23 protein-coding genes are annotated in these 22,909 nt (G+C 39.5%); 6 read left to right on the top strand and 17 right to left on the bottom strand.

Annotation, left to right across the window (positions count from 1 at the left end; translation table 11 throughout):
• Positions 1-149 precede the first annotated feature (149 nt).
• Complete coding sequence (locus PL11201_RS07655) at positions 150-1,025, bottom strand: LysR family transcriptional regulator (RefSeq protein ID WP_079678013.1); 876 nt, start codon at positions 1,023-1,025, stop codon at positions 150-152.
• 184 nt (positions 1,026-1,209) lie between these two features.
• Here PL11201_RS07655 and PL11201_RS07650 point away from each other — a divergent pair, with 184 nt between their 5' ends.
• From PL11201_RS07650 to PL11201_RS07630, 5 genes are all read left to right on the top strand, one after another.
• Positions 1,210-1,716 carry a type IV pilin-like G/H family protein gene (locus PL11201_RS07650; RefSeq protein ID WP_079678012.1) on the top strand — a complete coding sequence of 169 codons (507 nt, stop codon included), beginning with the start codon at positions 1,210-1,212 and terminating at the stop codon, positions 1,714-1,716.
• Between the two features lie 69 nt (positions 1,717-1,785).
• The gene (cobA, locus tag PL11201_RS07645) at positions 1,786-2,532 is read left to right on the top strand and encodes a uroporphyrinogen-III C-methyltransferase (RefSeq protein WP_079678011.1); all 747 of its coding nucleotides are present in this window, start codon (positions 1,786-1,788) and stop codon (positions 2,530-2,532) included.
• Positions 2,533-2,609: 77 nt separating this feature from the next.
• The gene (locus PL11201_RS07640) at positions 2,610-3,290 is read left to right on the top strand and encodes a response regulator transcription factor (RefSeq protein WP_079678010.1); all 681 of its coding nucleotides are present in this window, start codon (positions 2,610-2,612) and stop codon (positions 3,288-3,290) included.
• Positions 3,253-4,587, top strand: a complete 1,335-nt coding sequence (locus PL11201_RS07635; protein WP_079678009.1) for a sensor histidine kinase — start codon at positions 3,253-3,255, stop codon at positions 4,585-4,587. Before PL11201_RS07640 ends, PL11201_RS07635 begins: the two co-directional genes overlap by 38 nt.
• Before the next feature lie 354 nt (positions 4,588-4,941).
• On the top strand, positions 4,942-5,544 hold the full coding sequence (locus tag PL11201_RS07630; protein WP_079678008.1) for a PepSY-associated TM helix domain-containing protein: 603 nt from the start codon (positions 4,942-4,944) through the stop codon (positions 5,542-5,544).
• A gap of 62 nt (positions 5,545-5,606) precedes the next feature.
• Here the strand turns inward: PL11201_RS07630 and PL11201_RS26435 are convergent, their stop codons facing one another.
• The 10 genes from PL11201_RS26435 to ltrA form a co-directional block, all read right to left on the bottom strand.
• Complete coding sequence (locus PL11201_RS26435; protein WP_159451522.1) at positions 5,607-5,753, bottom strand: hypothetical protein; 147 nt, start codon at positions 5,751-5,753, stop codon at positions 5,607-5,609.
• 117 nt (positions 5,754-5,870) lie between these two features.
• Entirely contained in the window at positions 5,871-6,521 is a 651-nt protein-coding gene (locus PL11201_RS07620; RefSeq protein ID WP_079678006.1) for a Uma2 family endonuclease, read from the bottom strand.
• Between the two features lie 27 nt (positions 6,522-6,548).
• Positions 6,549-7,151, bottom strand: coding sequence for a Uma2 family endonuclease (locus tag PL11201_RS07615; protein ID WP_079678005.1), 603 nt, complete (start codon positions 7,149-7,151; stop codon positions 6,549-6,551).
• 182 nt (positions 7,152-7,333) lie between these two features.
• Positions 7,334-9,247 carry a 1-deoxy-D-xylulose-5-phosphate synthase gene (gene dxs / locus PL11201_RS07610; protein ID WP_079678004.1) on the bottom strand — a complete coding sequence of 638 codons (1,914 nt, stop codon included), beginning with the start codon at positions 9,245-9,247 and terminating at the stop codon, positions 7,334-7,336.
• A 134-nt stretch (positions 9,248-9,381) separates the two neighbouring features.
• Positions 9,382-9,594: a DUF924 family protein gene (locus PL11201_RS07605; RefSeq protein ID WP_079678003.1), complete on the bottom strand. Its 213-nt coding sequence runs from the start codon at positions 9,592-9,594 to the stop codon at positions 9,382-9,384.
• 1 nt (position 9,595) lies between these two features.
• Positions 9,596-9,994, bottom strand: a complete 399-nt coding sequence (locus tag PL11201_RS07600; RefSeq protein WP_079678002.1) for a bacteriohemerythrin — start codon at positions 9,992-9,994, stop codon at positions 9,596-9,598.
• 189 nt (positions 9,995-10,183) lie between these two features.
• Complete coding sequence (locus PL11201_RS07595; RefSeq protein WP_079678001.1) at positions 10,184-12,181, bottom strand: adenylate/guanylate cyclase domain-containing protein; 1,998 nt, start codon at positions 12,179-12,181, stop codon at positions 10,184-10,186.
• 93 nt (positions 12,182-12,274) lie between these two features.
• Positions 12,275-12,952 carry a glycerol-3-phosphate 1-O-acyltransferase PlsY gene (gene plsY, locus PL11201_RS07590; protein WP_079678000.1) on the bottom strand — a complete coding sequence of 226 codons (678 nt, stop codon included), beginning with the start codon at positions 12,950-12,952 and terminating at the stop codon, positions 12,275-12,277.
• 32 nt (positions 12,953-12,984) lie between these two features.
• Positions 12,985-14,232: a DUF3086 domain-containing protein gene (locus PL11201_RS07585; RefSeq protein WP_079677999.1), complete on the bottom strand. Its 1,248-nt coding sequence runs from the start codon at positions 14,230-14,232 to the stop codon at positions 12,985-12,987.
• Between the two features lie 178 nt (positions 14,233-14,410).
• Positions 14,411-16,147, bottom strand: a complete 1,737-nt coding sequence (gene ltrA / locus PL11201_RS07580; RefSeq protein WP_079677998.1) for a group II intron reverse transcriptase/maturase — start codon at positions 16,145-16,147, stop codon at positions 14,411-14,413.
• A gap of 940 nt (positions 16,148-17,087) precedes the next feature.
• Between ltrA and PL11201_RS07575 the strand changes: the two genes are divergently transcribed.
• Complete coding sequence (locus PL11201_RS07575) at positions 17,088-17,729, top strand: hypothetical protein (protein ID WP_079677997.1); 642 nt, start codon at positions 17,088-17,090, stop codon at positions 17,727-17,729.
• Positions 17,730-17,943: 214 nt separating this feature from the next.
• On the opposite strand, the gene PL11201_RS07570 is transcribed toward PL11201_RS07575, so the two are convergent.
• The 6 genes from PL11201_RS07570 to PL11201_RS07550 form a co-directional block, all read right to left on the bottom strand.
• Complete coding sequence (locus tag PL11201_RS07570) at positions 17,944-18,234, bottom strand: MafI family immunity protein (protein WP_144017694.1); 291 nt, start codon at positions 18,232-18,234, stop codon at positions 17,944-17,946.
• A complete protein-coding gene (locus PL11201_RS07565) occupies positions 18,218-19,069 on the bottom strand; it encodes a hypothetical protein (protein ID WP_079677995.1) in 852 nt (283 codons plus the stop codon). Before PL11201_RS07565 ends, PL11201_RS07570 begins: the two co-directional genes overlap by 17 nt.
• A 10-nt stretch (positions 19,070-19,079) precedes the next feature.
• Positions 19,080-19,298: a hypothetical protein gene (locus PL11201_RS07560; RefSeq protein ID WP_079677994.1), complete on the bottom strand. Its 219-nt coding sequence runs from the start codon at positions 19,296-19,298 to the stop codon at positions 19,080-19,082.
• A gap of 30 nt (positions 19,299-19,328) precedes the next feature.
• On the bottom strand, positions 19,329-21,068 hold the full coding sequence (locus tag PL11201_RS07555; protein ID WP_159451521.1) for an FtsK/SpoIIIE domain-containing protein: 1,740 nt from the start codon (positions 21,066-21,068) through the stop codon (positions 19,329-19,331).
• 348 nt (positions 21,069-21,416) lie between these two features.
• Positions 21,417-21,554: a hypothetical protein gene (locus PL11201_RS26430; protein WP_159451520.1), complete on the bottom strand. Its 138-nt coding sequence runs from the start codon at positions 21,552-21,554 to the stop codon at positions 21,417-21,419.
• A gap of 37 nt (positions 21,555-21,591) precedes the next feature.
• The coding region (locus tag PL11201_RS07550; RefSeq protein WP_234996634.1) for a hypothetical protein at positions 21,592-22,909 on the bottom strand (1,318 nt) is incomplete at its 5' end.

Below are 22,909 nucleotides of genomic sequence, written 5' to 3'. Positions count from 1 at the left end.
AGAGGAGGCAGGGGAAGTAGGGGGAGCAGGGGGGGCAGGGGGAGGCAGGAAAAATAATTGACATTCTATACCCGCCACTTCGCACTCCGAACTTTGCACTCCGCAATCTTTTCTCATGCCTCTGCTGACTCGGTGACTCGGTAGCTTCTCTACTTAGAAAATACCCCGGTTCCTCTGAGGACGTCCAGGAAAGCAAAAACCGCCGGGACATGGAGGCTATTTGACCAGAGGGCGGCACCGATGACTCGTTCTAGGGGAACAGGTAAGGCTCTGACTTGGACTTGGGGAGGAATGGGTAAAGCAGCTAGACGGGGTAAAATGGCAGCCCCTAATCCCTGAGCTACCATACTGACAATGGTTGAGTCTTCTTTAATTTGATAGGCGACTTTTAACGATTGTCCCCATTTTGACCAATGTTCCCGCACCGCAGAAGTACATTCGGCATAATTGAATAAAATAAAAGAGTAGGTCGAGAGTTGTTCCCAGCTTAGAATTTCGGGAATTTGACCCGCCGAAGTGGGAAGTAAAACGACATATTCATCTCTGGTAATTTCCCAAGTTTCAAATTCTTCCGCACGGGGTAAGGGAAGTAACCCAATATCCACTTGGCCTGTGCGTAAACTCTGTTCGATTCCTAGGGGATCGGTTTCGGTAATGGTGATTTCTATGTTAGGAAAACGACTGCGAAACTGGGCAACTTTTGAGGGGAGGATATGGGTTGCTGCACTACGAAAGGAGGCAACCCGAATTTTTCCCCGATGTAAACCTTTTTCTAAATTGACTTCATGATCGATTTTTTCGCGCAGTTCTAGGATTTTACTCGCGTGTAGCATCACCCGTTCTCCAATCAAGGTGGGACGGGCGCCAAATCGTCCTCGCAGCAGTAAGGGAATACCCAGTTCATCTTCTAAAGCGGCGATCGCCCGACTGACGGCAGATTGAGAGATACTTAAACTCAATGCTGCTTCTGAAAAGCTTCCTTGTTCTGCTACCGCTAGTAAAATTTCAAGTTGATCAATATTCATCTTGCTTTTAACTGTCAGCGACTCGCTATGAGCTTCTATACTCACCGAGAAAATTTTAACTTGAGTTGCTATAAATTATATTATAGTAAATGTTAGTAATTTTTTTACTCAAAATCCCCAGAGTAAACTTCGGATCGTTGACTGAGATTTACCATCTGTTTATATTAAGTTAACAATTAAAAATATGTCTAAATTTAATTTCTTAAGTTCCCCCCAAAAATGGATATATTTATCTTATTTTGGTATATTTTTAATTCTATTTACATTAGGTTTATTTCATTTTGATAATAAAATCCGTAGAGGTCAGCAAGCGCAAGGGAGGTCAATTTTAAAAACTTTAATTAAAAATCAAGATCAACAATTTAAAACCTATGGTAAATTTACACCTAACCTAGAAAACTTATATCGGGGGACTTCAAAAGGAATCGGAACTTATAAATTTAAAATGACGGTAGAATCGGATCAGGTATTCTTTGAAGCCATTCCGATTATTTGGCGTCGGGTTAGTTACTCTGGAGCTTTATTTAAGATTAAAACAGATAACTCTATTGTGCTGGTGGGAGGAATTTGTAAAAGTCCTAGCTCCTCAATGACCGCTCCAATTCCAATTCAACCCCCTTTTCCCAACTTTCATCAAGTCCGTTGTCCTCTTGATGCTGAACTGGTAGAATCCATGAAGTTTTCTAAGTAAAGTCTCAACAATAAGGAAATAATAAACCCTAGGGGTTTTCTGACTAACTAGAATTTGAGTACAGTGATGATGAATCAATCTAAAAAAAGTTTAGGTAAAGTATATTTAGTTGGTGCAGGGCCCGGAGATCCAGGTCTGTTAACTGTTAAAGGAAAAACCTTATTAGAATTGGCAGATGTAGTAATTTATGATGCCTTGGTTAGTGATCAAATATTGGATTTAATTAATCCTGAAGCCGAAAAAATTAATGCCGGAAAACGGCGAGGTAAACATTCATTATTACAAGAAGAAACAACTCAAATATTAATTGAAAAAGCTCAAATTCATGCAGTTGTTGTGCGCTTGAAAGGAGGAGATCCGTTTATTTTTGGTCGCGGTGGGGAGGAAATGCAAGACTTAATTCAAGCTGGAATTTCTGTGGAAGTTGTCCCCGGAATTACTTCGGGAATTGCGGCGCCTGCTTATGCGGGAATTCCGTTAACCCATCGAGATCATAGTTCATCGGTTACCTTTGTAACGGGTCATGAAACCGCCGGAAAATATCGCCCACAAGTGAATTGGGAAGCGATCGCGCTTGGTTCAGAAACCATTGTCATCTATATGGGGGTTCATAATTTACCCTATATTATTCAACAGTTAACCCAAGCTGGAAAATCCCGAGATACTCCGATCGCCTTAATTCGTTGGGGAACTCGACCGGAGCAGGAGGAGTTAATTGCCACCTTAGAAACCATTGTTCAAAAAGTAGCAGAAACTGGTTTTGAAGCTCCGGCGATCGCTGTAATTGGTTCAGTTGTGAATTTAAAAAGGTGTTGACTTTAATTAACTGATAATAGCTGTAAATCTTGATCTCTAGCTTGGCTTAATTTTATCTAAAATTAAAATAGGGGAAAATGAGAATTTTATTAGTTGAAGATGAGGAAAGAATTACAAAAGCCTTAGCAGAAGCCTTAATGGATCATCATTATGTGGTGGATGTCGTTCATGATGGTCAGATGGGGTGGGAGTTTGCAGAATCGGCTGCCTATGATCTGATTATATTGGATGTGATGTTACCTCGACTGACTGGGATTGAGTTTTGTCAACGATTAAGACAACAGGGAAAAACCACACCTGTATTGATGTTAACGGCAAAAGATACCAGTGCAGATAAAGTTTTAGGATTGGATTTGGGGGCGGATGATTATGTGATTAAACCCTTTGATTTACAGGAGTTATTAGCAAGAATTCGCGCTTTGTTAAGACGAGGAAATTCCGCCTTACCTCCGGTGTTAGAATGGGGAAGTCTTCGCCTAGATCCAAATAGTTGTGAGGTGACGTATGAAGGAAAATTTCTATCTTTAACTCCTAAAGAATATGGTTTATTAGAGTTATTCTTACGCAGCCCGGGACGATTGCTTTCGCGGGAAATAATTTTAGATAACCTCTGGTGTTTTGAAGATATTCCGGGTGAAGATACGGTGAAAACCCATATCAAAAGATTAAGGCAAAAACTCAAAACAGTCGGCGTACCCTCTACATTAATTGAAACAGTTTATGGCTTGGGATATCGGCTCAACACGCAACGTAATTAATCCCCAATTTCGAGCTTTAAGTTGGCGGTTATTGCTGTCTTATCTAGGGGTGATGATGGCAATTTCAGGAATATCAATGATTGCCGTTTATGAATTTTTTAGGTTTAGTTTATATCAACAATTAGATCGTCAACTGCTAATATTAGCAGATGCTGCTGCTCATAGTTTTGAAGAAATTAAAGAAAAAAAAGAATCTTTTGAAGTTCCTGATTCTCTAAACTTAGATGATGATAATGATCTGGATATTCCTTGGCAAAATATGCACCAACCCAGTCAAGGAATTGAATGGTTTGATCATAACCGCCAACTAATTACTAAAGTTGGAAAAGTTTTTCCACCCCTTGATTTATCCCATTATCATTGGACTTATACCGTCAATAACCAAAAAATTCGTACCCTAACTTTACAGGTTAATAGAGAAACAGAATCGCAAAAACAGATGATCGGTTATGTCCGGATCAGTGAGTCTACAAAACCCGTGGAAAGGGTGTTAATAAAATTAAGATTAGTAATGATGTTAGGGGGAATATTAGTATCAGGATTAACGGCTTTTGGAGGTATGTGGTTAACAAAACAATCTCTAAAACCTATTGAACAAAGTTTTGAAAAACTCAAACAATTTACCGCCGATGCTTCTCATGAATTGAGAAATCCTTTAGCTGGAATTAGAACTTGTGTGGAAGTTATGCAAAGTCATCCAGAAAGAATTCATCCTGCCGATATTGATAAATTAAAAGCGATCGCGAGTGGCGTAAATCAAATGACCAGCTTAGTGGAAGATTTATTACTTTTGGCTCGCACGGATCAAGATTCTATTCCCCTAGCCACAGATTGGGTAATTATTCCCCTGAATGAACTATTAGAAGATTTGGTAGAATTTCTCTTTTATCAAGCTGAAAAAAAGGGAGTGGAATTAATCTTAGATATGAAAACTGAAATTAAAATAAAAGGGGTAGGAAATCAACTTTGGCGATTATTTTTAAATTTAATAGAAAATGCGATTTATTATACTGATACTGGGGGGAAAGTAACGGTCTGTTTAGAGCAGCAAGAAAAATGGGTTTGGGTGCGCATAGAAGACACTGGAATAGGGATTTCTCCTGAACAATTACCCCTGATTTTTGATCGGTTGTGGCGTGCTGATCAAGCTCGAAATTGCAGAAAAGGAGGATCGGGGTTAGGGTTAGCGATCGCTCAAACTTTAGCCCAAAATCATCAAGGAGAAATCATGGTTACCAGTCAGTTGGGAAAGGGTAGCTGTTTTTCTGTGCGTTTTCCCACCCTGGCTAACACCTAATACCAAATTAAAATCATACAATTTAATGGGTAGTATAGCAATCCTAAATCAGTTGTACAAATAGCTGGAAATCCAAATAATCGTAGGGGCGAGGCGCGCCTCGCCCCTACACCGAATTTATGTCCATTTTTTAGGGTTAATAATTTTGATCATTATTTTGTACAATTCATTTAGACTTGCTATATCTGGATTTGTCACCAGTTTGTCACTTTTTAGGTTTATTCTTGAATTCAGGGTTAGGATAATTGTCTTTCTGGAGTTATATTAAGAGGCATTCCCTTGCTCCTGTCCCTAACTGTAGAGACGTAAAAAATTTACATTTCTACAAACTTATAATTATTGAGGCTAATAATAATGGCAAATCTACAGTTTTTTAAATCTCACCAGCTTTGGAAACTGCATCGTAAAATTGCACCGATTATATTTATTCCTTTATTTTTAACTGCTTTCACAGGAATGGCTTATCGTCTGGGAAGGAGTTGGATGAGATTATCAGAAGAAAAAGCAGATATTTTGCTGATGATTCATCAAGGAGAATTTTTAGGAGAGCCCCTAGTTCCTATTTATGTATTATTGGTAGGTTTAGGGTTAATTGCCATGCTTGTCACGGGATTAACAATGGTTCGGTTAACGCAAAAAAAACGTAAAAATCCCACTAAAGATTCTCCGTTAAATGCTAAAAAAGTGCATCAAATATTAGCACCCATTTTGTTCTTACCTTTGTTTTTAAGTGCATCAACAGGAATTTTATATGCAATCGGTACAAATTGGTTGGGTGTGTCAGATGAATCGGCTGAATTTTTACTCACAATTCATCAAGGATCTTATTTTGGCTCAGTTGGAAAAACGATTTACGTTGCTTTAATTGGTTTAGGATTAATTGCTATGTTAATTACAGGAATTAATATGACGGGAATTTTTCGTAAAAAACGGGCTAAAGTTTCAGAAGAATCCTAGGTTTCGACCGAATTAGAAATTAAGGTTTCCACTAAATCTGGCAGTTTTTCAGTTGCAGTTCCTTATAAAACGGTGTATCCTTGTAAAAATTCATAATTGGGATGGGGATCAATAAAATATTTTTCGGGTGTGAAATAATTAAAAAAACGCAATAATTTTGCAGCAGGATAAACCGTTGCGGAGGTTCCCACCCCAATAAAAATTTGCATGGGTTGAGTTATTTGTGCTTTATAGCAGGGAACAGGGAACACCGGAGGAAAAGACTTCACCGTCTAGGTTTTCGCATCACTCTTTGCCCTATTAGTCCTAATCAAAAAATGAACAAATTAGGAATTAAATTGCGATCGCACCCACTGCCGAAATCCTCGTCTTGCTGAACTAGCACCTATTATTTCACTTTCCTGTAAAAACTGTAAAATTCTGTCTATAACTGGCAAATTCCCAAAGATTTGGCTAGTTTCTGTTAACAAATATTCTCCTTGTTGTAGAACAAAAATTTGTAGTTTTCCTTCTGTATAAATCCACAGTTCCGGTACGCCTAATGCTAAATAAGCATCAAGTTGAGTTTTTGAGGTAACATCAACTTCAATGGCTAAATCAGGAGGGGGATCAACAGATAAATTAACTCTTTGCTTTCCGATCATCAGACGGGAATTTTGAATATAAAAACAATCATCTGGTTCTAAACCAACAACCGTTTCAGGGCGTTTAAAAGTTGTTGATCCAAAAGTTTGTGAATCTAACTCTAATTCATCTAATAAAATTTTCACAAAATCGCTAATGAGTTCTTTTTTGGTTTCATGTTCTGGTAATGGCATCCGAATTTCTAACACCCCTTGATAATAAGCAATCCGTGAAGCGCGATGTTCTCCGATTTCCTCTAAAATAGCTTCAAATTCCTTCCAACTCACCTGACGCAAGGTTAACCATTGTCCGGGTTGAATATCGATTTGGTTTAATTGCAAGGTAACAACCATTTCAGCTTTCCTAACTCACTATTTTTGTTACTTCCAAACTTCAGTTAAATCTAACATAAACCCTGGTAAAATATCTTCTCCTGATAAGCTTAATGGATGATTTAGTAATTCTACATCCTGATTTTGTCGATAAATTTCTACGGTTTTATTTTTGCGATCAATTAACCAACCCAAACTAGCCCCATTTTCTATATATTCTATCATTTTAGCTTGTAATTTCTCTATTGAGTCATTTTTTGAACGTAATTCTAATACAAAATCTGGGCAAATCGGGGCGAATATTTCCCGTTCCTCCTGTGTTAGTAAATCCCATCTTTCTTGACGTATCCAAGAGACATCAGGAGAGCGATCAGCACCATTGGGAAGATGAAAACCGGTTGAAGAATCAAAAGCTATTCCCAATTGATTTTGGCGGTTCCATAGCCAAAGTTGTCCTGCGATATCAAGATTTCGATTTCCGGTTTCGCTTCCTGTCGGTGGCATCACAATCAACTCCCCTTGAGCTGTTCGTTCTAATTGTAAGTCTCGATTTATTTGAGCTAACTGAAGGAAATCTTCATGGGTGATTGATAGTATTAATGCGGGTGAAATATTGACGGCAAGCGGTTGTAAAAAGTTAGCTTGTGTCATGATTTTTTCCTATATATAGAGCGTGTTTACCAACTCTTTGTATCTTTGTGATTAAATTGAGATTGATTTTTGTATAACTGCTATATTTGAAACCCAGTTTCCAGTAAAAATAGTGATTTTCGCAATTCAATTTTTACTAGAAAACTGAGTTTTTATCTCAAAATTAGTGATTTTTGATCAAATCAACTAACTTTAGAAGGTTGTTTTTTCTGGATAAAAAAGGCTTCCCGAATTTGTTCGGAAATCTGAGAACTTGTTAACCCTAAATCAGCAAAAGATTCATTAGGTTCGGCATGATCGACTAAAATATCGGGAACCCCAAAACGCTTTACCGGAACTACCACATCATTGTCTAATAATGCTTCGGCTACGGCGGAACCAAAACCACCCATTAAACAACCTTCTTCGATCGTCACAACTTTACCAATTTGTTTGGCTAAAGGTGCAATTAATTCCACATCCAAAGGTTTAACAAAACGGGGATTAATGACAGTTGCTTCAATGCCATGTTCACTGAGAATTTCTGCCACTTGCATCGACATATTCACCATACTGCCATAACCCATTAATAGCAGATCATCCCCATGCCTTAAAATCTCTCCTTTGCCGATAGGTAAAGGTTCCCAACCTTCTTCCATTAAAGGAACACCTAACCCTGATCCGCGAGGATAACGCATGGCAATTGGGCCCTCTGTATGCTCAATTCCGGTGACTAACATTCGTTGTAATTCGGCTTCATCTTTAGGTGCCATAATCACTAAATTGGGCAAACATCGCAGATAGGAAATATCATACATTCCCTGATGAGTGGGGCCGTCTACCCCAACAATTCCCGCCCGATCTAAACAGAAGAAAACAGGGAGTTCTTGAATACAAACATCATGAATAATTTGATCATAAGCCCGTTGTAGAAAGGTGGAATAAATCGCTACAACCGGACGCATTCCTTCGGTGGCTAACCCAGCAGCCATAGTTACAGCGTGTTGTTCAGCAATACCTACGTCAATATATTGTTTCGGCAGTTTTTTCTGGAGAATATCTAACCCAGTTCCCGTTGCCATGGCTGCGGTAATTCCCACAATTCGAGGGTCATTTTCACCTAATTTGACTAGGGTTTCCCCAAAAACTTTAGAATAACTGGGGGGTTTGGGTTTACTCGCCGGAACAGCTTTTCCTGTAGCTAAATTAAAGGGGTTTTGAGCATGATAACCAACTTGATCTTTTTCGGCGATCGCATAGCCTTTTCCCTTCACCGTGGCGACGTGAACTAACACTGGCCCTGGTATTTTATGGGCTTGCTGAAAGGTCTTAATTAATTCTGGTAAATCATGACCATCTACGGGCCCAACATAAGTAAAACCTAATTCTTCAAACACCGCTCCAACTTTAGGAACAGCAAGGCGTTTCATGCCTTCTTTCATCCGTTCCATTTCCGGGGTAAAAGCTTCTCCCACAAAGGGTAAATGTTTAAATTGTTCTTCTAAATTATCCGTCAGAAATTGAACCGGATCACTGAGGCGCATTTTATTCAAATAACGAGAAATTGCCCCCACATTAGGAGAAATTGACATCTCGTTATCATTAAGAACTACCATTAAATTAGTATTAGGTAAATGTCCGGCGTGGTTAATAGCTTCTAAGGCCATGCCTCCGGTTAAAGCACCATCCCCAATAATGGCAACAACTTTGAAGTGTTCCCCTTTCATATCTCGGGCGATCGCCATTCCTAAGCCCGCAGAAATACTGGTAGAAGCGTGTCCGGCTCCAAAATGATCAAATTTGTTTTCGCCGCGTTTTAAATAGCCTGCAACGCCGTCTTTTTGCCTTAAAGTATGGAAATTTTGATAACGTCCGGTGATTAATTTATGGGGATAGGCTTGATGTCCCACATCCCAAATCACTTTATCTCGATCTAAGTCCAGGGTTTGATATAAACCTAATGTCAGTTCCACAACCCCTAAACCTGGCCCTAAATGCCCTCCGGTGGCGGCAACGGTTTCTAGGTGTTTCTCGCGGATCTGGCGGGCAATTTGTTCGAGTTGATGGATCGACAACCCATGGAGTTGATTAGGATGAGTAATTTCACTTAGGTGCATATTTGTTAAATGCCTGCATTTACTATAAATGTCATGGTAGCACCGGACGAGGTAGGGGGAGCAGGGAGAGAAGATGAAGCGGCAGGGGAAGTGTCCTCCCTCGCTAACAGTTAACAGTCAACGGTCAACACTCCTTAAAATGAGGAACCGGGTTGGGTGAGGAATGCTAGTTCTGCGGCGGTGCTGGGACGACTTAAAATAGCGTTGCGATGGGGAAAGCGTCCGAATTGTTGAATAATGTTAAGGTGGGCGATCGCATAATCAAACATAGATGCCGTAGGGAAGATAAATAAAAGCTCGTTGCACGAATAATAACTGTTGATCAAATTCTCGACTTGCTGAATCATTTTATTTTGTAGGAATATGGGATTTAAGCTGAGTATCAATATTTTTAATATGGTTGACAAACCAATCTACTAACTCCTGCTTAACTTGAGTCCGAATTAAATTTAAAGGTTGCTTTTGGTCGATTTTACTATTAATATCTTGCAAGGTTGTTAAAAAATTAGTATGGGCTTTCTTGTTATCGCAAGCAACGGGACATTTATGGCTATTCATGCAGGATTCTTCATAATTAAAGTGATTATTCGTATACATTTTTAGAAATCCCATAATCGCTCGAAGTTCTTGATCGCCTTTGTGATTGTCAATGGCAGCTAATAACTGATCCATTTGATCTAATAACTGTTCATGTTGACAGTCGAGTAAGGGGATGCCAATTTTCAAGTAATCGTTCCATGTTCTCATGTTTTTATCCTAACTTTGGGGCTGGAGTGTCAACTTAAAGCGATCATTTCCTGACCACGGATCGTAATTCTTGATCGGCAACTTAACCCAGATTTTTAAGATAAATTTAATAATTTAGTTTTAGTTGTGTTCCGCTTGATTAATCCTAGTTTAACTTTCTCTTAAACCTTCTGATTACAAAGGGTAAATTTATTTTTTACCAATCAACCAATAGGTGGTCATTTCTCCTTTCCCTTTAATAGAAATTATGCCCCGTTTTTCAAAGTTATATTGATCTTTAATTCTGTGATAAGTGGCTTCTGTAACTTGAATTCGTCCGGGGTCACCGGAAGATTCCATTCGGGAAGCAATATTAACTGCATCCCCCCATAAATCATAAATAAACTTTTTAATTCCAATGACTCCAGCTACTACAGATCCGGTATTAATCCCAATTCTAATTTGAAATTGAGAGTCGATATTAAATCTTTCTAAAGGGACTTTAAATTCCGCCATGGCGGCTTGCATTCCTAATGCCATATCGGCGATCGCTTCGGCATGATTGGCTTTGGGTAAAGGCAAACCTCCAACTACCATATAAGCATCACCAATAGTTTTAATTTTTTCTAAGCCATTTTTTTCAGCTAAATGATCAAAAATCGAAAACATTTCATTCAGAACACTGACTAATTCTATCGGCGGAATTTGGGAAGATAGGGGAGTAAATCCCACCACATCGGCGAATAAAATGGTGACTTCTTCAATCGCAGAAGCGATGGCTTTTGTATTATGTTTGAGTTGGTTGGCGATGACTTCGGGTAAAATATTTAATAATAATTGTTCCGATCTTTCTTTTTCTAATCTTAAATCGGCGGTGCGTTCTTCGACTCGCTGCTCTAATTCGGCATTGGTTTTTTCCAATTCATTAAAAGAGGCTTTTAACTGTTGGGTCATAGTATTAAAAGAATGAGCTAAAATCCCCAATTCTTTAATCGGTTCAACGGGAATTGTTTGTTCTAATTCTCCACTGGCGATCGCTTGACTGGCTTCACTCAGCCGTAAAATTGGGGTACTAATCCAACGGGCGGTAAAAATGCCGCATAAAGTAGCTACTAATAACGCCACAATACATAATAAAATAGTCGTCCGAGTATTAGCATGAATTTCTGCCATGAAATCCGATTCCGGTACAACAACGATAATTAACCAATTAATTCCCCGTCGATCAGATAGGGGAGTGACTTGTAAATATTGTTGTTTTCCATTAATCTCAAAGGTCAGTTGAGTTGAGGTTTTAATCTGATCCAAATTCCCAAAATAGTTGAGTAAATAACGGGAGGTGGCTTGAGTTAAAACATCACTACTTTTAATCCCTTTAATCCGTTCGGTTTCCTTTTCTTTTTTATGAACAATAAAGGTTTCTTCTAGGGTTGAGGTGGCGACTAAATATCCATTTCTTTCCAGGACAAAGGTTTGTCCGGTTTTGCCAATTTTTAAACGGTTTAGAAATTGACTAATGCGTTCTAAGGTTAAATCGGTACTGGCTACGCCTAATAGTTTTTTATTGCGATTATAAATAGGTTGGTTGGCGGAAATCACTAAAACTTTAGAACCAAAATAAGCATAAATTTCACTCCAAACGGGTTTTCCCGCTTTCACTCCCGCTTCATACCAAGGACGAACTCTAGGATCGTAATTATCTCTAACACTTAATAATTCCTGGCGATCGCCTTGATTATTAGTTAACCATTTATGAAACTTTCCGGCAGTGCTTTTATCAACAATATCAAATTCTATCGTGCCATCATCATTGCGATTAGCTCCAACATAATAACTATTTTGTAATCCAATCCCAATATAACTAGCGGTTTTAAATTGTTTTAACTGACTCCACAGATACTTTTCCATCTGGGGAACATTATCTACACTAATTAATCCCATTCTCAGGGTATCAACATTAATTTGATTGATGATATGGGGGGTTTCTAAATAGGTATTAAGTTCCTGTTGGATGCGGTTGCTTAATTCAATTCTTAATTGAGTTGCTAAATCATTAACGGCGATCGAACCATTTCTAAAAGACAACCATCCCGTTAGTCCGACGGATGCAAAAATTTGGATTAAAAAAGGAACCACAAAAACCACCCGCAGGGATAGTTTAGGTGCTTTTTTCTTAAATCCCAATAGACGACGAGATAGAGATGCCATAGTGATTGTCCCTGATATCAAAATCAACGATTCGCACCTAATCCCATTAATTAGCGGTTTTTAAAGGGTGATTGCCTTGATTTTAACGAATTATTATTGGATTTGGGTAGTTAATTTCTCGCCTAGTTTGGGTTCTGTTCCTTTGAAAATCCGATCAATATTACTGCGGTGTCGCCAGATGACGTAAATTCCCCCGGCGATCGCAAAAATTTGATAGGCCAGAGGTTCCCCAGTTATAATCATTAAAATGGCAATTCCGATCGCCCCGAAAATTGAACTCAAGGAAACAATCCGAGAAATTGCTAAAACCAGGGCAAAAATTCCTAGGGTGGCTAAGGCTAATTTCCAATCTAAGGCAAATAAAATTCCTAGACTAGACGCCACGGATTTTCCTCCTTTCCACCCGATCCAAATGGATTTTGTATGACCAATAATCACAATTAATCCGGCTAGAATCGCTATCCAATATTGCAACAGATCAGGAGATTGGATTCCGGCATTTGTAGCCAGTTCGGAGGTAAAAGAGAGGGAATAAGTCCAAAAAACCAGAAGAACCGCTAAGGTTCCCTTTAAAATATCAATCAATAAAACCAGTAAGGCTGGGAATTTTCCCAAGGTTCTCAGGATATTTGTAGCTCCGGTGGAACCGGAACCCTCAGCCAGCATATCAACGCCATAGAACCAACGTCCGATGGCGTATCCCGTGGGGATGGAACCTAAGAAATAGGCCGTTACTAATAATCCGGTATTAATTAATAACCATTCAATCATGTTGAAAAGACCGTTAAAAAGTGCTGAAGTTGTTAAAATCGTTCCGTAGGTGCTTGTTGGGTTTGGGGGTCGGGGGCCAGAGCCAACCACAGGGGAAATTGCAGTAAAGATAGACTGATTCTATCTTCCATATCATCAATAATAATGAAGGGTAAGCGCCCCTCTTTCACCAAACGATCGGCTTTTTGAGAGAGAACTTCCGCTTCTTCAAATAAAACAATTCCCTGTTCTGGGCCAAAATCTCGACGGTCAATTCCTAAACAATCTTGGAGACCGCGGCGCCATTCTCCCAACCGTTCGGGACTATTGGCTAAAACCAGGGTTCGTAGGCGGTTTCCATAGATATTTCTCAATATAGAAATCGTCGCAGAAGCCACTAATATATTCTGTAAACGACTGCCCATGGTGCGTAAGGCGCCCCGTCCTCCTTGGTTAAAAAACCAATTGGAAACCCGTTTGGCGTGAATCGGTTCAAAGGTGCGACGCAGTTGCCAAGGCGGGCCATAATAGTCGGGGGCGCTGCGATATTGATCGAGAAGTTGGCGAATTTTCTGGGTTTGTTCGGTGAAGCCCTGTTCTGAAAATTGTGGCGCGGCGGTGTTTTGAGGATTTTCTACGGGGATAACCACCTTCGTCACTTCTCGGGGTTGGGCGGGAATTGGGGGCTCGGGGGTGTTTTCCGGTATCAGTTCCAATTGTTCGGTGGTGGCGACTAAATCCTGTAAACTCCCGACTAAATAATCCTTAAATCCCTGGACTCGGATGGCGAGTTCTTGGGAGACTCCCGCGAAGGAGGTGCGCATTTCTTTTTGGATGCGATCGCGGCGGCGTTCGAGTTTTTCGATTTCGATTTGTAAGGTTTGTTTGCGTTGTTCTAATTGATCTAAGGCGGAGGAGATCAATTTTCCCATGGACTGGGTTAATACCAGTTGTTCGGTGGTGATGCGTTCGTTGGTCTCCTGTAACCCGGCAATTCTTTTTTGTAGTTCCTGTTCCTGAATCTGTAATCGTTTCACCCGTTGCTCTAACTGGGTGGTGACTTCTTCTATGGGTTCGGACATCAGACGTTCGGACAAGCTCGGTGAGGTTGGGGTATTTGATCCAGGTTCAGAATTTTGGAGTTCGTTGGACTCCCAAGGGTCAGCAATGGGTAAAGGGTTCATATTAATCGAGTTTCCTCCGGTTTCTCCAACGGAGGGATTAAAGGGTGGCGTTGATGAAGATTTAGCCCCGCTTAGGGGTGGGTTTTGATCTCGGATTTGAGTTTCTTCTGAATTCATGAAATTGAGCGTCCCGGTCTAAACACAAGGGGATGTGATGGGTGAAAGTATAGCGTTTTGTTCGGTTATTGGGGTGTTTAGACAGGTTTGTTACCCTGACCAGTAGGGGTCGAAGGAGGCTTTACAGCCCCCAACTCCCATACAAAACCGTGCTTGCGACTTTCACTGCACACGGCTCCTAATCTAGTTGACTGTTTTCTTCAGAGCATCCGGTTTCTTTTGAGTCATAAGACCCATCTGTTGCCGTTTTAGTATCGTGACAATGGCGGTGTAACAATTGCAGGTTTTTATAGTCATTCTTTCCACCTTTCGATGTAGGGATGATATGGTCGATTTCTGCAATGTCTTCTGGGGTGAAATATTGCCCACAGAAGGTACACTTTCCTTTCTGTTTTTTAAGCAGAAACGCTACTTTGTTGGGTACATCGAAGGATGTGCCTTTTCTTGTACTCCAATACGTCCAGTTTCCGTCATAGGGTGATGCTTCAGGTCTTACAGTCACATGGCGGGTAATAGGTGTTTCTGCATGGGTAAGTAGTTTGTAACCATCTTTGGTTTCAAAGCTCCATGCTCTATTACCGTTTCTTTTGTAGTATTTACCAAGTTTCTTGTAACCTGCTTTACCACATCTGCTAACTGTCCATGCTCTTAATCTTTGCCATGTAATATGGTCTGATGAGGAAAATGTTTCTTTGGAAACAACTTTGGAATGGTAATTACACCATCCTCTTATGACCGGATTTAGGCGTTTGATTAATGCGTATTGGGGTGCTGTTTTGTGGGTCTTAATCACTTCCTTTACCTTATCCGCGTGAGCTTTAATTGCCTTTTTACTAGGTTTAATTATGGTTTTGAACCCTAATATTTTTGAGTTGCTACTTCCTGTTTTCCCTGAGTGGTGTTTACCAACGGGATATTGTCGGAAGTTCCAACCTAGAAAGTCGAATCCCGGTTTTACCTTTTCGCCGTTTACTTCGATTTCTCTTAGTGTGTGGCATATACGGGTTTTGGCTGGTTTCAGTTCTAACCCGATGGGTTTTAACCATTCTTCGATGGCAACTTGACACTGTTGAATAATTTCTAGTTGTGGACTTATTACAACGAAATCATCGGCATATCTGATGACTTGAGCTTGGACTGAGTTTCTCTTTTTAGGGAATTTATGTTTAATTAGCTCAATCATACCATCCAGTGCGATGTTAGCAAGTAAGGGACTGATGACACCTCCTTGTGGTGTGCCTGCCTCTGTTGCTTCAAATGTGCCGTTGTCCATAATTCCGGTTTTTAACCATTGTCTGATTTGGGCTTTTATTGTTGATGGACAATCCATTTTGGACAGTAGGTAATCATGGTTAATTTGGTCAAAACATTTGGAGATGTCAGCATCAAGGATGAAGTAATCTTTCTTGTTAATGCTTTGGAAGATTCTTGACATTGCGTCGTGGGCTGAACGTCCAGGTCTGAACCCGTAGCTTTCACCCTCGAATCTGGCTTCCCATTGTGGTTCTAATGCAGATTTAACCAAGGCTTGCTTTACTCTATCTTGTATAGTTGGGATTCCTAGAGGACGTTTTTCTCCGTTCGATTTGGGTATCCATTTCCTTCGGAGTGGTTTCGCCTTTTGGTATTTATTCAAGTTTTGGACAAGTTCTAATCGTTGTTTGGGTGTGATGGATTTAACATCATCTACCCCGGCTGTTCTCTTGCCTTGATTATCTTGAGTTACCCTTCTAACTGATAGGAGTTGGGCGTAATATGACTTAACTAGAAGTTTTTGGAGTTTTCGAGCTTTAGCATTTTGTCCCGATAATGATGCCTGGTAAATTCGCTTTTGCAGCTTGAATACTACTCGTTGAACTTTCGCCCAGTTGATTGTATTCCATGCTTCCGTAGTCTTGGTTATACTCGTTTTCACCGTTTATACTGCTAATAACAACCTTACCTAACAACCAAACCGAAATCTATGGGCATATCCTAAACATTACATTTAGGCATTAGCTTCTGACTCCATCTCTCGCCCTCACAACATCCGCCTTAGATTTGTGGCTACCTGACAGTATTCGACCTCTGTAGGAGTATATGAGGGGTTTTAACGTTCCTTGAAAATGGGATTATTGCCATTAGATTCACCCTGTCCGCCGGGGTACTTTTGGGAGTCTTAGTAAGTGTTCTAACAAAAACCCTTACCTCTTATAGAAGTATATAAAAAACTTCTATCTTTTCCCCTTGTTCTTTTGAACGCAGTGTATCAAGTCAATTTCACTACTTAATCATCACGACGGTTCAAGCCGGGTATTTACTTTCGTTAATCATGGGCAATTGGCTAGGAAAATGCTTAGGCATTGACTTATGACCGCTTTCCCGTTATACCCAGCTTCAGAGTTTTGATAATCAGTCTGGCTCTGTGGGTATTGCCTATATCTCTCAGGTACGGTAATCCGTACCGTTGACTCCGAGATTGACCTTCCTTTGAGGTCACATTTTCAAAGTTAAGATAGGCTTGATTGGTTTTATATTGGGTTTAGTACCCATTTACCAATTGTCTACACCTGTCTCCCTGCTTACGTTTCGGGGTTTATTCTTATACTTTGGCAGGAACGTCTCGCACTGTTAGAGTGATTGTAGCATTACTTCAACCTTTGACTTAATTCAATGACTGACTATAGAATCATCGGGACATTTTTTTGAGATAGACTCCTAAACCCATTTAGCTATAAAGTAATCCCGTTGCGATCGCCCCAAATAATGCCACAATACTCATAGTTTCTTAACAGTTTACGGTTGACTGTTGCCCATTCCCTATTGCCCATTCCCTGTTCCGGTGTTCCCTGTTCCCTGTTCCCTAATTACTGATAATGGGTATAGAATTACGCAGTTACGTCTATTTAGATAATCTTCAACGGCAGCACGCGGCCTATATTGGTACGGTGTCTCTGGGTTTTTTGCCTTTACCTGGGGATTCTTCTTTGTGGATTGAAGTTTCCCCTGGGATTGAAATTAACCGGATTACGGATATTGCTTTGAAAGCTACTTCTGTGCGTCCTGGGGTGTTGTTTATTGAGCGGCTTTATGGCCTTTTGGAAATTCATTCGAGCCGTCAAGGGGATACCATTACCGCCGGACGGGCTATTTTGGATTTTTTAGGGTTAAGGGAAAGCGATCGCCTCAAACCTCAAATTGTGTCCAGTCAAATTATTCGGAATCTTGACCCCCACCAAGCCCAATTAATTAATCGTAACCGTCGAGGTCAGTTAATTTTAGGGGGCCAAAGTTTGTATATTTTGGAAGTTCAACCCGCAGCTTATGCAGCTTTAGCGGCTAATGAAGCGGAAAAAGCCTCTTTAATTAATATTCTGCAAGTGACGGCTGTTGGTAGTTTTGGACGGTTATATTTAGGAGGAGAAGAACGGGATATTATGGTGGGTTCAAAAGCAGCTTTAGAGGCGATTGAAAATGTATCGGGACGAGCTTATGGAGGTAGTTTTAATCCCGAATAAATAGGATAAAAAATATGGCAAATTCAGAACATTTAGCTTGATTATAGCAAGTCTAAATGAATTGTACAAAATAATGATCAAAATTATTAACCCTAAAAAATGGACATAAATTCGGTGTAGGGGCGAGGCGCGCCTCGCCCCTACGATTATTTGGATTTCCAGCTATTTGTACAACTGATTTAGGATTGCTATATATGAAATCTAATTATTAAAGCTACAAAGGACTTACTTGAACTTTTAGCATCTCCCAAGTTTGTCGTTCCATGTTCAAGATATTGCCCACTTCTTGCAAGAGTTCATAACTCTTTAAATCTATGGGAATTTCTTCTTCAATGAGGATATCACACAAAGTCTCTAAAGCTAAATTCCACTCACCCGCATGAATATCTGAAACCATAAATTCTATTTGAGTCTCTGATAGTTGTGGTTTTACGATATTAATGACTTGATGGAGTTTATTTTCTACAATTTTATAGTCAAACATGACTCTATCTCCTATCTCCATCTTCGGCAAATAAAAATTGAACCTCTACCCTAGCGCCAGAATGTTTTTCAGAAGCCATTTTATATATCTCCAAAAGTTTATTGATTTCCTTGTCTGACGGCTTTTCGTAAAAATAATAGGCAATTCGGCTGGGTTTTCCCTGTTTAGCTGATTCACGCGCTAAATCTTCAGATTGAATCTTAGCTTGATTGATTCTTGTAGATGTTTCGCGTAGCTTAAACTCGGCAACTTCTTTAGCTAAAGATGAATCAAGGTGATCTTTTTTTCTGACAGCATCATACTCGACTTTAGAGCCTTCTACATTGGTAACTTTTAACATTTGTCGATCGCACTCTTTTTCTACCTCTTTTCTTGGATCTTTTGGTCGAGTGATAACACTTGGCAAGTAGGGACTATCAATATCTTCTTTCGTCCACATTTTCCCTTCCAAATGCCACTGTTCAAAAGATAATTGTTGCTCTACAAAAAATCCCCAGTTATCTCCTTTCCAAGTGTTTAAGAGAGTTTTTAGCTCTTGATTATAATTTTCCTTGCGAGGAAGCTTGTCTTGTAAACCGCGTTGCCATTTATCCCAGCCTGTTATAGTTTTTACTGGCAACCTTCTAACAGTACCAAAACCCCACCTATTTTGTATCTCTTCCAATTGCTCTCTTAAACTTTCAACTTGACTTAAGCTTTCCTCACACATTTCTAGCAGTATGGAACACTGCCAATCTAACTCAGAAATATAACACTCAGAGAGTCTATCAGCATAAACATTAACTTCTTCCATCGCTTCTAGTAGTTGGGCGACTTTACTCCGCCATTGTTCGATTTCGTCTCTGAGTGTCCCCATATTTTACTCCTTAACCCCAACGGGATTTAATTCCTTCAAGCATTTCTATCGCTGTTCTAAGTTCGCTAGATACCTCTTCACAGCCCTCCGATAAACTTGAGATTTTGTTGCTTAATTCATCCATTGCCGTCTCAGGAATAGCTGCTGATGAGCTACTAACTTCTTCCAGAGACTCAACTATTCTGTTAATCATGGATTGGAATTCTTCAATTTCAGATTTGACACCCATTTAGATACCTCAATCATAGATAAAAACATTTTACAATTTAGTAACTAGATAACGCCATAGCGTATCTTCTACTAATACTTTCTTGCCCACAGGAACTTGAATATAGGGAGTATTTACATAATTATTGTCATCACCTCCAACTAGCATTAAAACCGCCCTGCCACGAGATTCTTTTGAAATTTTAGCAGCTTGGCTACTTTCTATAATAGCTTCACTTGCCGCTAAACTTACTCGGAAAACTACTTTCTCTTCGCAGGAGTCAAGCACCTGTGGTGTTATTATGGCAGTTGATGGTTTTTGAGTGCAGTAAATAACATGAAGACCACATTTCCGCCCCTTACGCGCATACTCAATTAATCTCGTCTGAATCGTTTCTTTTAATTTACTGGGCGCAAGTGCTATGTCTGCTGCTTCATCAATAATCCAAAGCGTGCGCTGAATCTCAACCCCTTCTTCTCTTAACTGTTGAATATTTTGAACTTCCGCTTGTGTCAGTAAATTGATGCGTCTTTGATACTCGTCAGTATGAATTATTTCAACTAATTTTTGACATTCTTCTACGGTTGTGATAATTTTAACGTTATCCTTGAAGTGCTTCGCCAAAAAATTAAAATCAACTCCAGCAAAATCGGCGATATAAATTTTTCCGGTGGGATTGGCATATAGAAACTGGAAAATTACCCAATTCAGAAAGTTAGTTTTCCCTGCACCTGGTACGCCAGCAACTAAGCGATGAGGTGTTTCTGCCCAGCTTGATATTACGGGATTTCCCGCGTCATTAATGCCTACGATATAGCTATCTCGGTAAGTATCGTAATTCTGTTCCAGAAGACTTTTGTAATAATTGAATAAGTCTTCTGCATTTGCAACAGGCAATGATTTTTCTGTCATACTTTCAATAGGGATTTCTTTAGAGATTTCTTTGGGAATACCAATGCGGAAAAACCCGCTAATTTCTTGAGCCGTCACCAGTCGATGTAAAGGTTTTAAATCCACCATCCGAGAAGGTGCGGGAGTTGATGAAAATTTCGCTAAAGCCGAACCATCTGAAACAGTATCATATAATTGCGGTAAATTTTGATTTTGCTCTGAGTTGATACCACCTATCAAGGGGGGTTGATTTTGATGATTAAATAATGGTTTATCGGGAAGACTCCCAGAATCACCGCTGAATTTTCCTAATCCTTTTTTTTGTGGCTGAATTGCATTCTTTATTAACAGTTGACTATCGTTTTTATGCCAGCCTTCCCATTCAATATTACTGGAAATATCTACGTTTTTTGTGGCTACCAAACTTTCATAAAATCCGGGTTTATCTTTACTAATTTGGATGATTCGGCATCGTTTCCCGTGAGGTGTTTCTTTGATTGCCTCATCAATGAGAGCGTTGAGGATGGGAAAAGCATCGGCCCGATTTTCTGCTAAGGCTTTGATGCTATATTGGAATAGGTCGCTGTTAGGATATGACTGTTGATATTTTTGGTAAAGTGCCGAAGTTACTGAGAGAATGTTGTCTTTAATTCCGCTAGTATTGGCGTTGACTTTCTCTAATTGAGCCAGCATTTGGTTGATGGCATTTACCCACAATGATTTTTGATTGGGGTTGTGATAGGTTTGCAGGGTGATTTCTAAAATGAGTTTGCTGTCTAAGCGGTGGATGACATCGCAGACGGCTGACATATCATTGGTTTGATTGGCATCGAAAAGGTGAGGGAGGTAGTAATTTTGGGGTGCGATAAATTCTTCATATTTGATAATTTCGCCAATCATTTGCACCCAGTCTAAGTGTTGGAAAATGGTTAGGTTAGGTTGAGGGGTGAGGGTGAAGAATTGGCTTAATTTGCCTTTGGTAAGGAGGCTCAGAATTTGTTCAGAATGTTCTTCGGTTTGGGTGTTGTGGGGGTGATTGATAAGGAGGTAGGTTTTGAGTTTAGGGGATTGATTGGGGTCATAGAGGTATCGAAGGGAAATTGTTAGGTTAATACCAAGGCGGCTAATTGAGCTTATTAGCTGTTGTTGGGTTTGTAGGAGGTTTTTACGGTGTTCAGTTTGGCTGTTTTCCTGATGACTCCTTTGAGGGTAAAGTTGATAACATATAGGAAAATTTCGATCAAACATTTATTTCCTCCAGTTATTAGATAAGTTGTCAGAAATACGTTTAATTGTTTCTGCTTTTTTCTTGAGTTGAAAGGCAATGATGAATCTACCAATACCAATGCTGGCTAAAACAGTACCTAAAAGATAAAACCATTCCATAGATAAAAATTCCTCCTGATTATTCTAAAAATCTAATTTAATAACACTTTTGTTGTCCAACCCAACCTTGCATATAGTTAGCAAACCCTTGAGCCTCGTTAGAATCACCAAATGAAGCTACTTGTATTTGACCCAGTTTCCTAGCTGTTTCTGGACTTTGTGCCTGTCCAATATCACCGCAATAATTTGATATAACCGTATTCCAGTTGTTATCACTGTATTTAATAAAAACAGGATACCAACAATTATTAGGACTTGAAGAACTACCACAGCTATTCTTAGGAAAACCACTAGCGTACCATGCTGTTGTCGTATAGCTATTAGAACGAGAACCTTGACTTTGAAAATTTTGAAAATTTATAAAACATCCCACAGCAATTATCCCTAAACCCCACCAAATTAATGCCCAGGATGTGTCACCCCCCATTTCTTTACTTTCACTAAGTAGTTGATGGGACTTGCTATTTAGTTCAGAAACGAGATTAGTTTTTAGTAATTTCAAGTCAACTAATAATTTTTGATATTGGTTATAACTTAGATCATAATTACTCTCTATCGCTTCCCAATTAGCTAAACTTCTGATTTTTTGAGAGAGCTTAGTATCTATATTAGCGATTGCATAAAAAGTTTTATCAAGGATGGATTGAGAGGATTTAACTGTCTCTTGCAAGGCTAATGTATCCGAAATTTGATTTCTTAATAGTTGCATCCAACTTTTAATAGCTGACAGATGCCCATCCTGCTTATTTTGTAGAACTTCTTTCAATATGGAACTGGTTCTCCCGTATCGTTTCCCTAATGATTTGGATGCTGTTATGGCACTTGTAAATATCTCTGAAATTTCCTTGTGATAACCACTTGTTGATGAAACATAATTTTTTAGTTGTGAAATTGTTAAATCTTTTAGTTGAGGTTTATTTAACTGATCAACAATCAGCACCTCTAATACCTTATCAGCATCAGGCTCTACTCTAGCTAACTCCTCCTTGTATGGAGTCAATAGCCTTACTGTCGCATTCCGTAACTCTTTCTCTTCCAATAATAATTGACTTAATGTTTTCAGCTTTCTGTTTATATCTGTGGCTGTATTAATAATCTCAGCCGCATGAATTCTCAATGATATTTCATGGTTGGAATTAAGCAAAAACTCTTCCAGAGGTTGATAGAGAGATTCTTCAGTTTCAGCAGATTGTTGAAATATTGACTGAGCTTGACGCAACGCCACTTCATGCAATTTTGGATTGTTCTCTTCCAATAATAATTGACTCAATGTTTTCAGCCTTCTGTTTATATCTGTGGCTGTATTAATAATCTCAGCCGCATGAATTCTCAATGATATTTCATGGTTGGAATTA

The organism is Planktothrix sp. PCC 11201 (assembly GCF_900009135.1).
Lineage (GTDB): Bacteria > Cyanobacteriota > Cyanobacteriia > Cyanobacteriales > Microcoleaceae > Planktothrix.
This window is presented reverse-complemented; position numbering and strand designations above follow the sequence as displayed.

What these genes read in the sequence shown, in the direction of transcription:
- PL11201_RS07655 (WP_079678013.1), bottom strand. Translation starts at nt 1,025, where the DNA reads ATGAATATTGATCAACTTGAAATTTTACTAGCGGTAGCAGAACAAGGA.
- PL11201_RS07650 (WP_079678012.1), top strand. Translation starts at nt 1,210, where the DNA reads ATGTCTAAATTTAATTTCTTAAGTTCCCCCCAAAAATGGATATATTTA.
- cobA (WP_079678011.1), top strand. Translation starts at nt 1,786, where the DNA reads ATGAATCAATCTAAAAAAAGTTTAGGTAAAGTATATTTAGTTGGTGCA.
- PL11201_RS07640 (WP_079678010.1), top strand. Translation starts at nt 2,610, where the DNA reads ATGAGAATTTTATTAGTTGAAGATGAGGAAAGAATTACAAAAGCCTTA.
- PL11201_RS07635 (WP_079678009.1), top strand. Translation starts at nt 3,253, where the DNA reads ATGGCTTGGGATATCGGCTCAACACGCAACGTAATTAATCCCCAATTT.
- PL11201_RS07630 (WP_079678008.1), top strand. Translation starts at nt 4,942, where the DNA reads ATGGCAAATCTACAGTTTTTTAAATCTCACCAGCTTTGGAAACTGCAT.
- PL11201_RS26435 (WP_159451522.1), bottom strand. Translation starts at nt 5,753, where the DNA reads ATGCAAATTTTTATTGGGGTGGGAACCTCCGCAACGGTTTATCCTGCT.
- PL11201_RS07620 (WP_079678006.1), bottom strand. Translation starts at nt 6,521, where the DNA reads ATGGTTGTTACCTTGCAATTAAACCAAATCGATATTCAACCCGGACAA.
- PL11201_RS07615 (WP_079678005.1), bottom strand. Translation starts at nt 7,151, where the DNA reads ATGACACAAGCTAACTTTTTACAACCGCTTGCCGTCAATATTTCACCC.
- dxs (WP_079678004.1), bottom strand. Translation starts at nt 9,247, where the DNA reads ATGCACCTAAGTGAAATTACTCATCCTAATCAACTCCATGGGTTGTCG.
- PL11201_RS07605 (WP_079678003.1), bottom strand. Translation starts at nt 9,594, where the DNA reads ATGATTCAGCAAGTCGAGAATTTGATCAACAGTTATTATTCGTGCAAC.
- PL11201_RS07600 (WP_079678002.1), bottom strand. Translation starts at nt 9,994, where the DNA reads ATGAGAACATGGAACGATTACTTGAAAATTGGCATCCCCTTACTCGAC.
- PL11201_RS07595 (WP_079678001.1), bottom strand. Translation starts at nt 12,181, where the DNA reads ATGGCATCTCTATCTCGTCGTCTATTGGGATTTAAGAAAAAAGCACCT.
- plsY (WP_079678000.1), bottom strand. Translation starts at nt 12,952, where the DNA reads ATGATTGAATGGTTATTAATTAATACCGGATTATTAGTAACGGCCTAT.
- PL11201_RS07585 (WP_079677999.1), bottom strand. Translation starts at nt 14,232, where the DNA reads ATGAATTCAGAAGAAACTCAAATCCGAGATCAAAACCCACCCCTAAGC.
- PL11201_RS07575 (WP_079677997.1), top strand. Translation starts at nt 17,088, where the DNA reads ATGGGTATAGAATTACGCAGTTACGTCTATTTAGATAATCTTCAACGG.
- PL11201_RS07570 (WP_144017694.1), bottom strand. Translation starts at nt 18,234, where the DNA reads ATGGAGATAGGAGATAGAGTCATGTTTGACTATAAAATTGTAGAAAAT.
- PL11201_RS07565 (WP_079677995.1), bottom strand. Translation starts at nt 19,069, where the DNA reads ATGGGGACACTCAGAGACGAAATCGAACAATGGCGGAGTAAAGTCGCC.
- PL11201_RS07560 (WP_079677994.1), bottom strand. Translation starts at nt 19,298, where the DNA reads ATGGGTGTCAAATCTGAAATTGAAGAATTCCAATCCATGATTAACAGA.
- PL11201_RS07555 (WP_159451521.1), bottom strand. Translation starts at nt 21,068, where the DNA reads ATGATTGGCGAAATTATCAAATATGAAGAATTTATCGCACCCCAAAAT.
- PL11201_RS26430 (WP_159451520.1), bottom strand. Translation starts at nt 21,554, where the DNA reads ATGGAATGGTTTTATCTTTTAGGTACTGTTTTAGCCAGCATTGGTATT.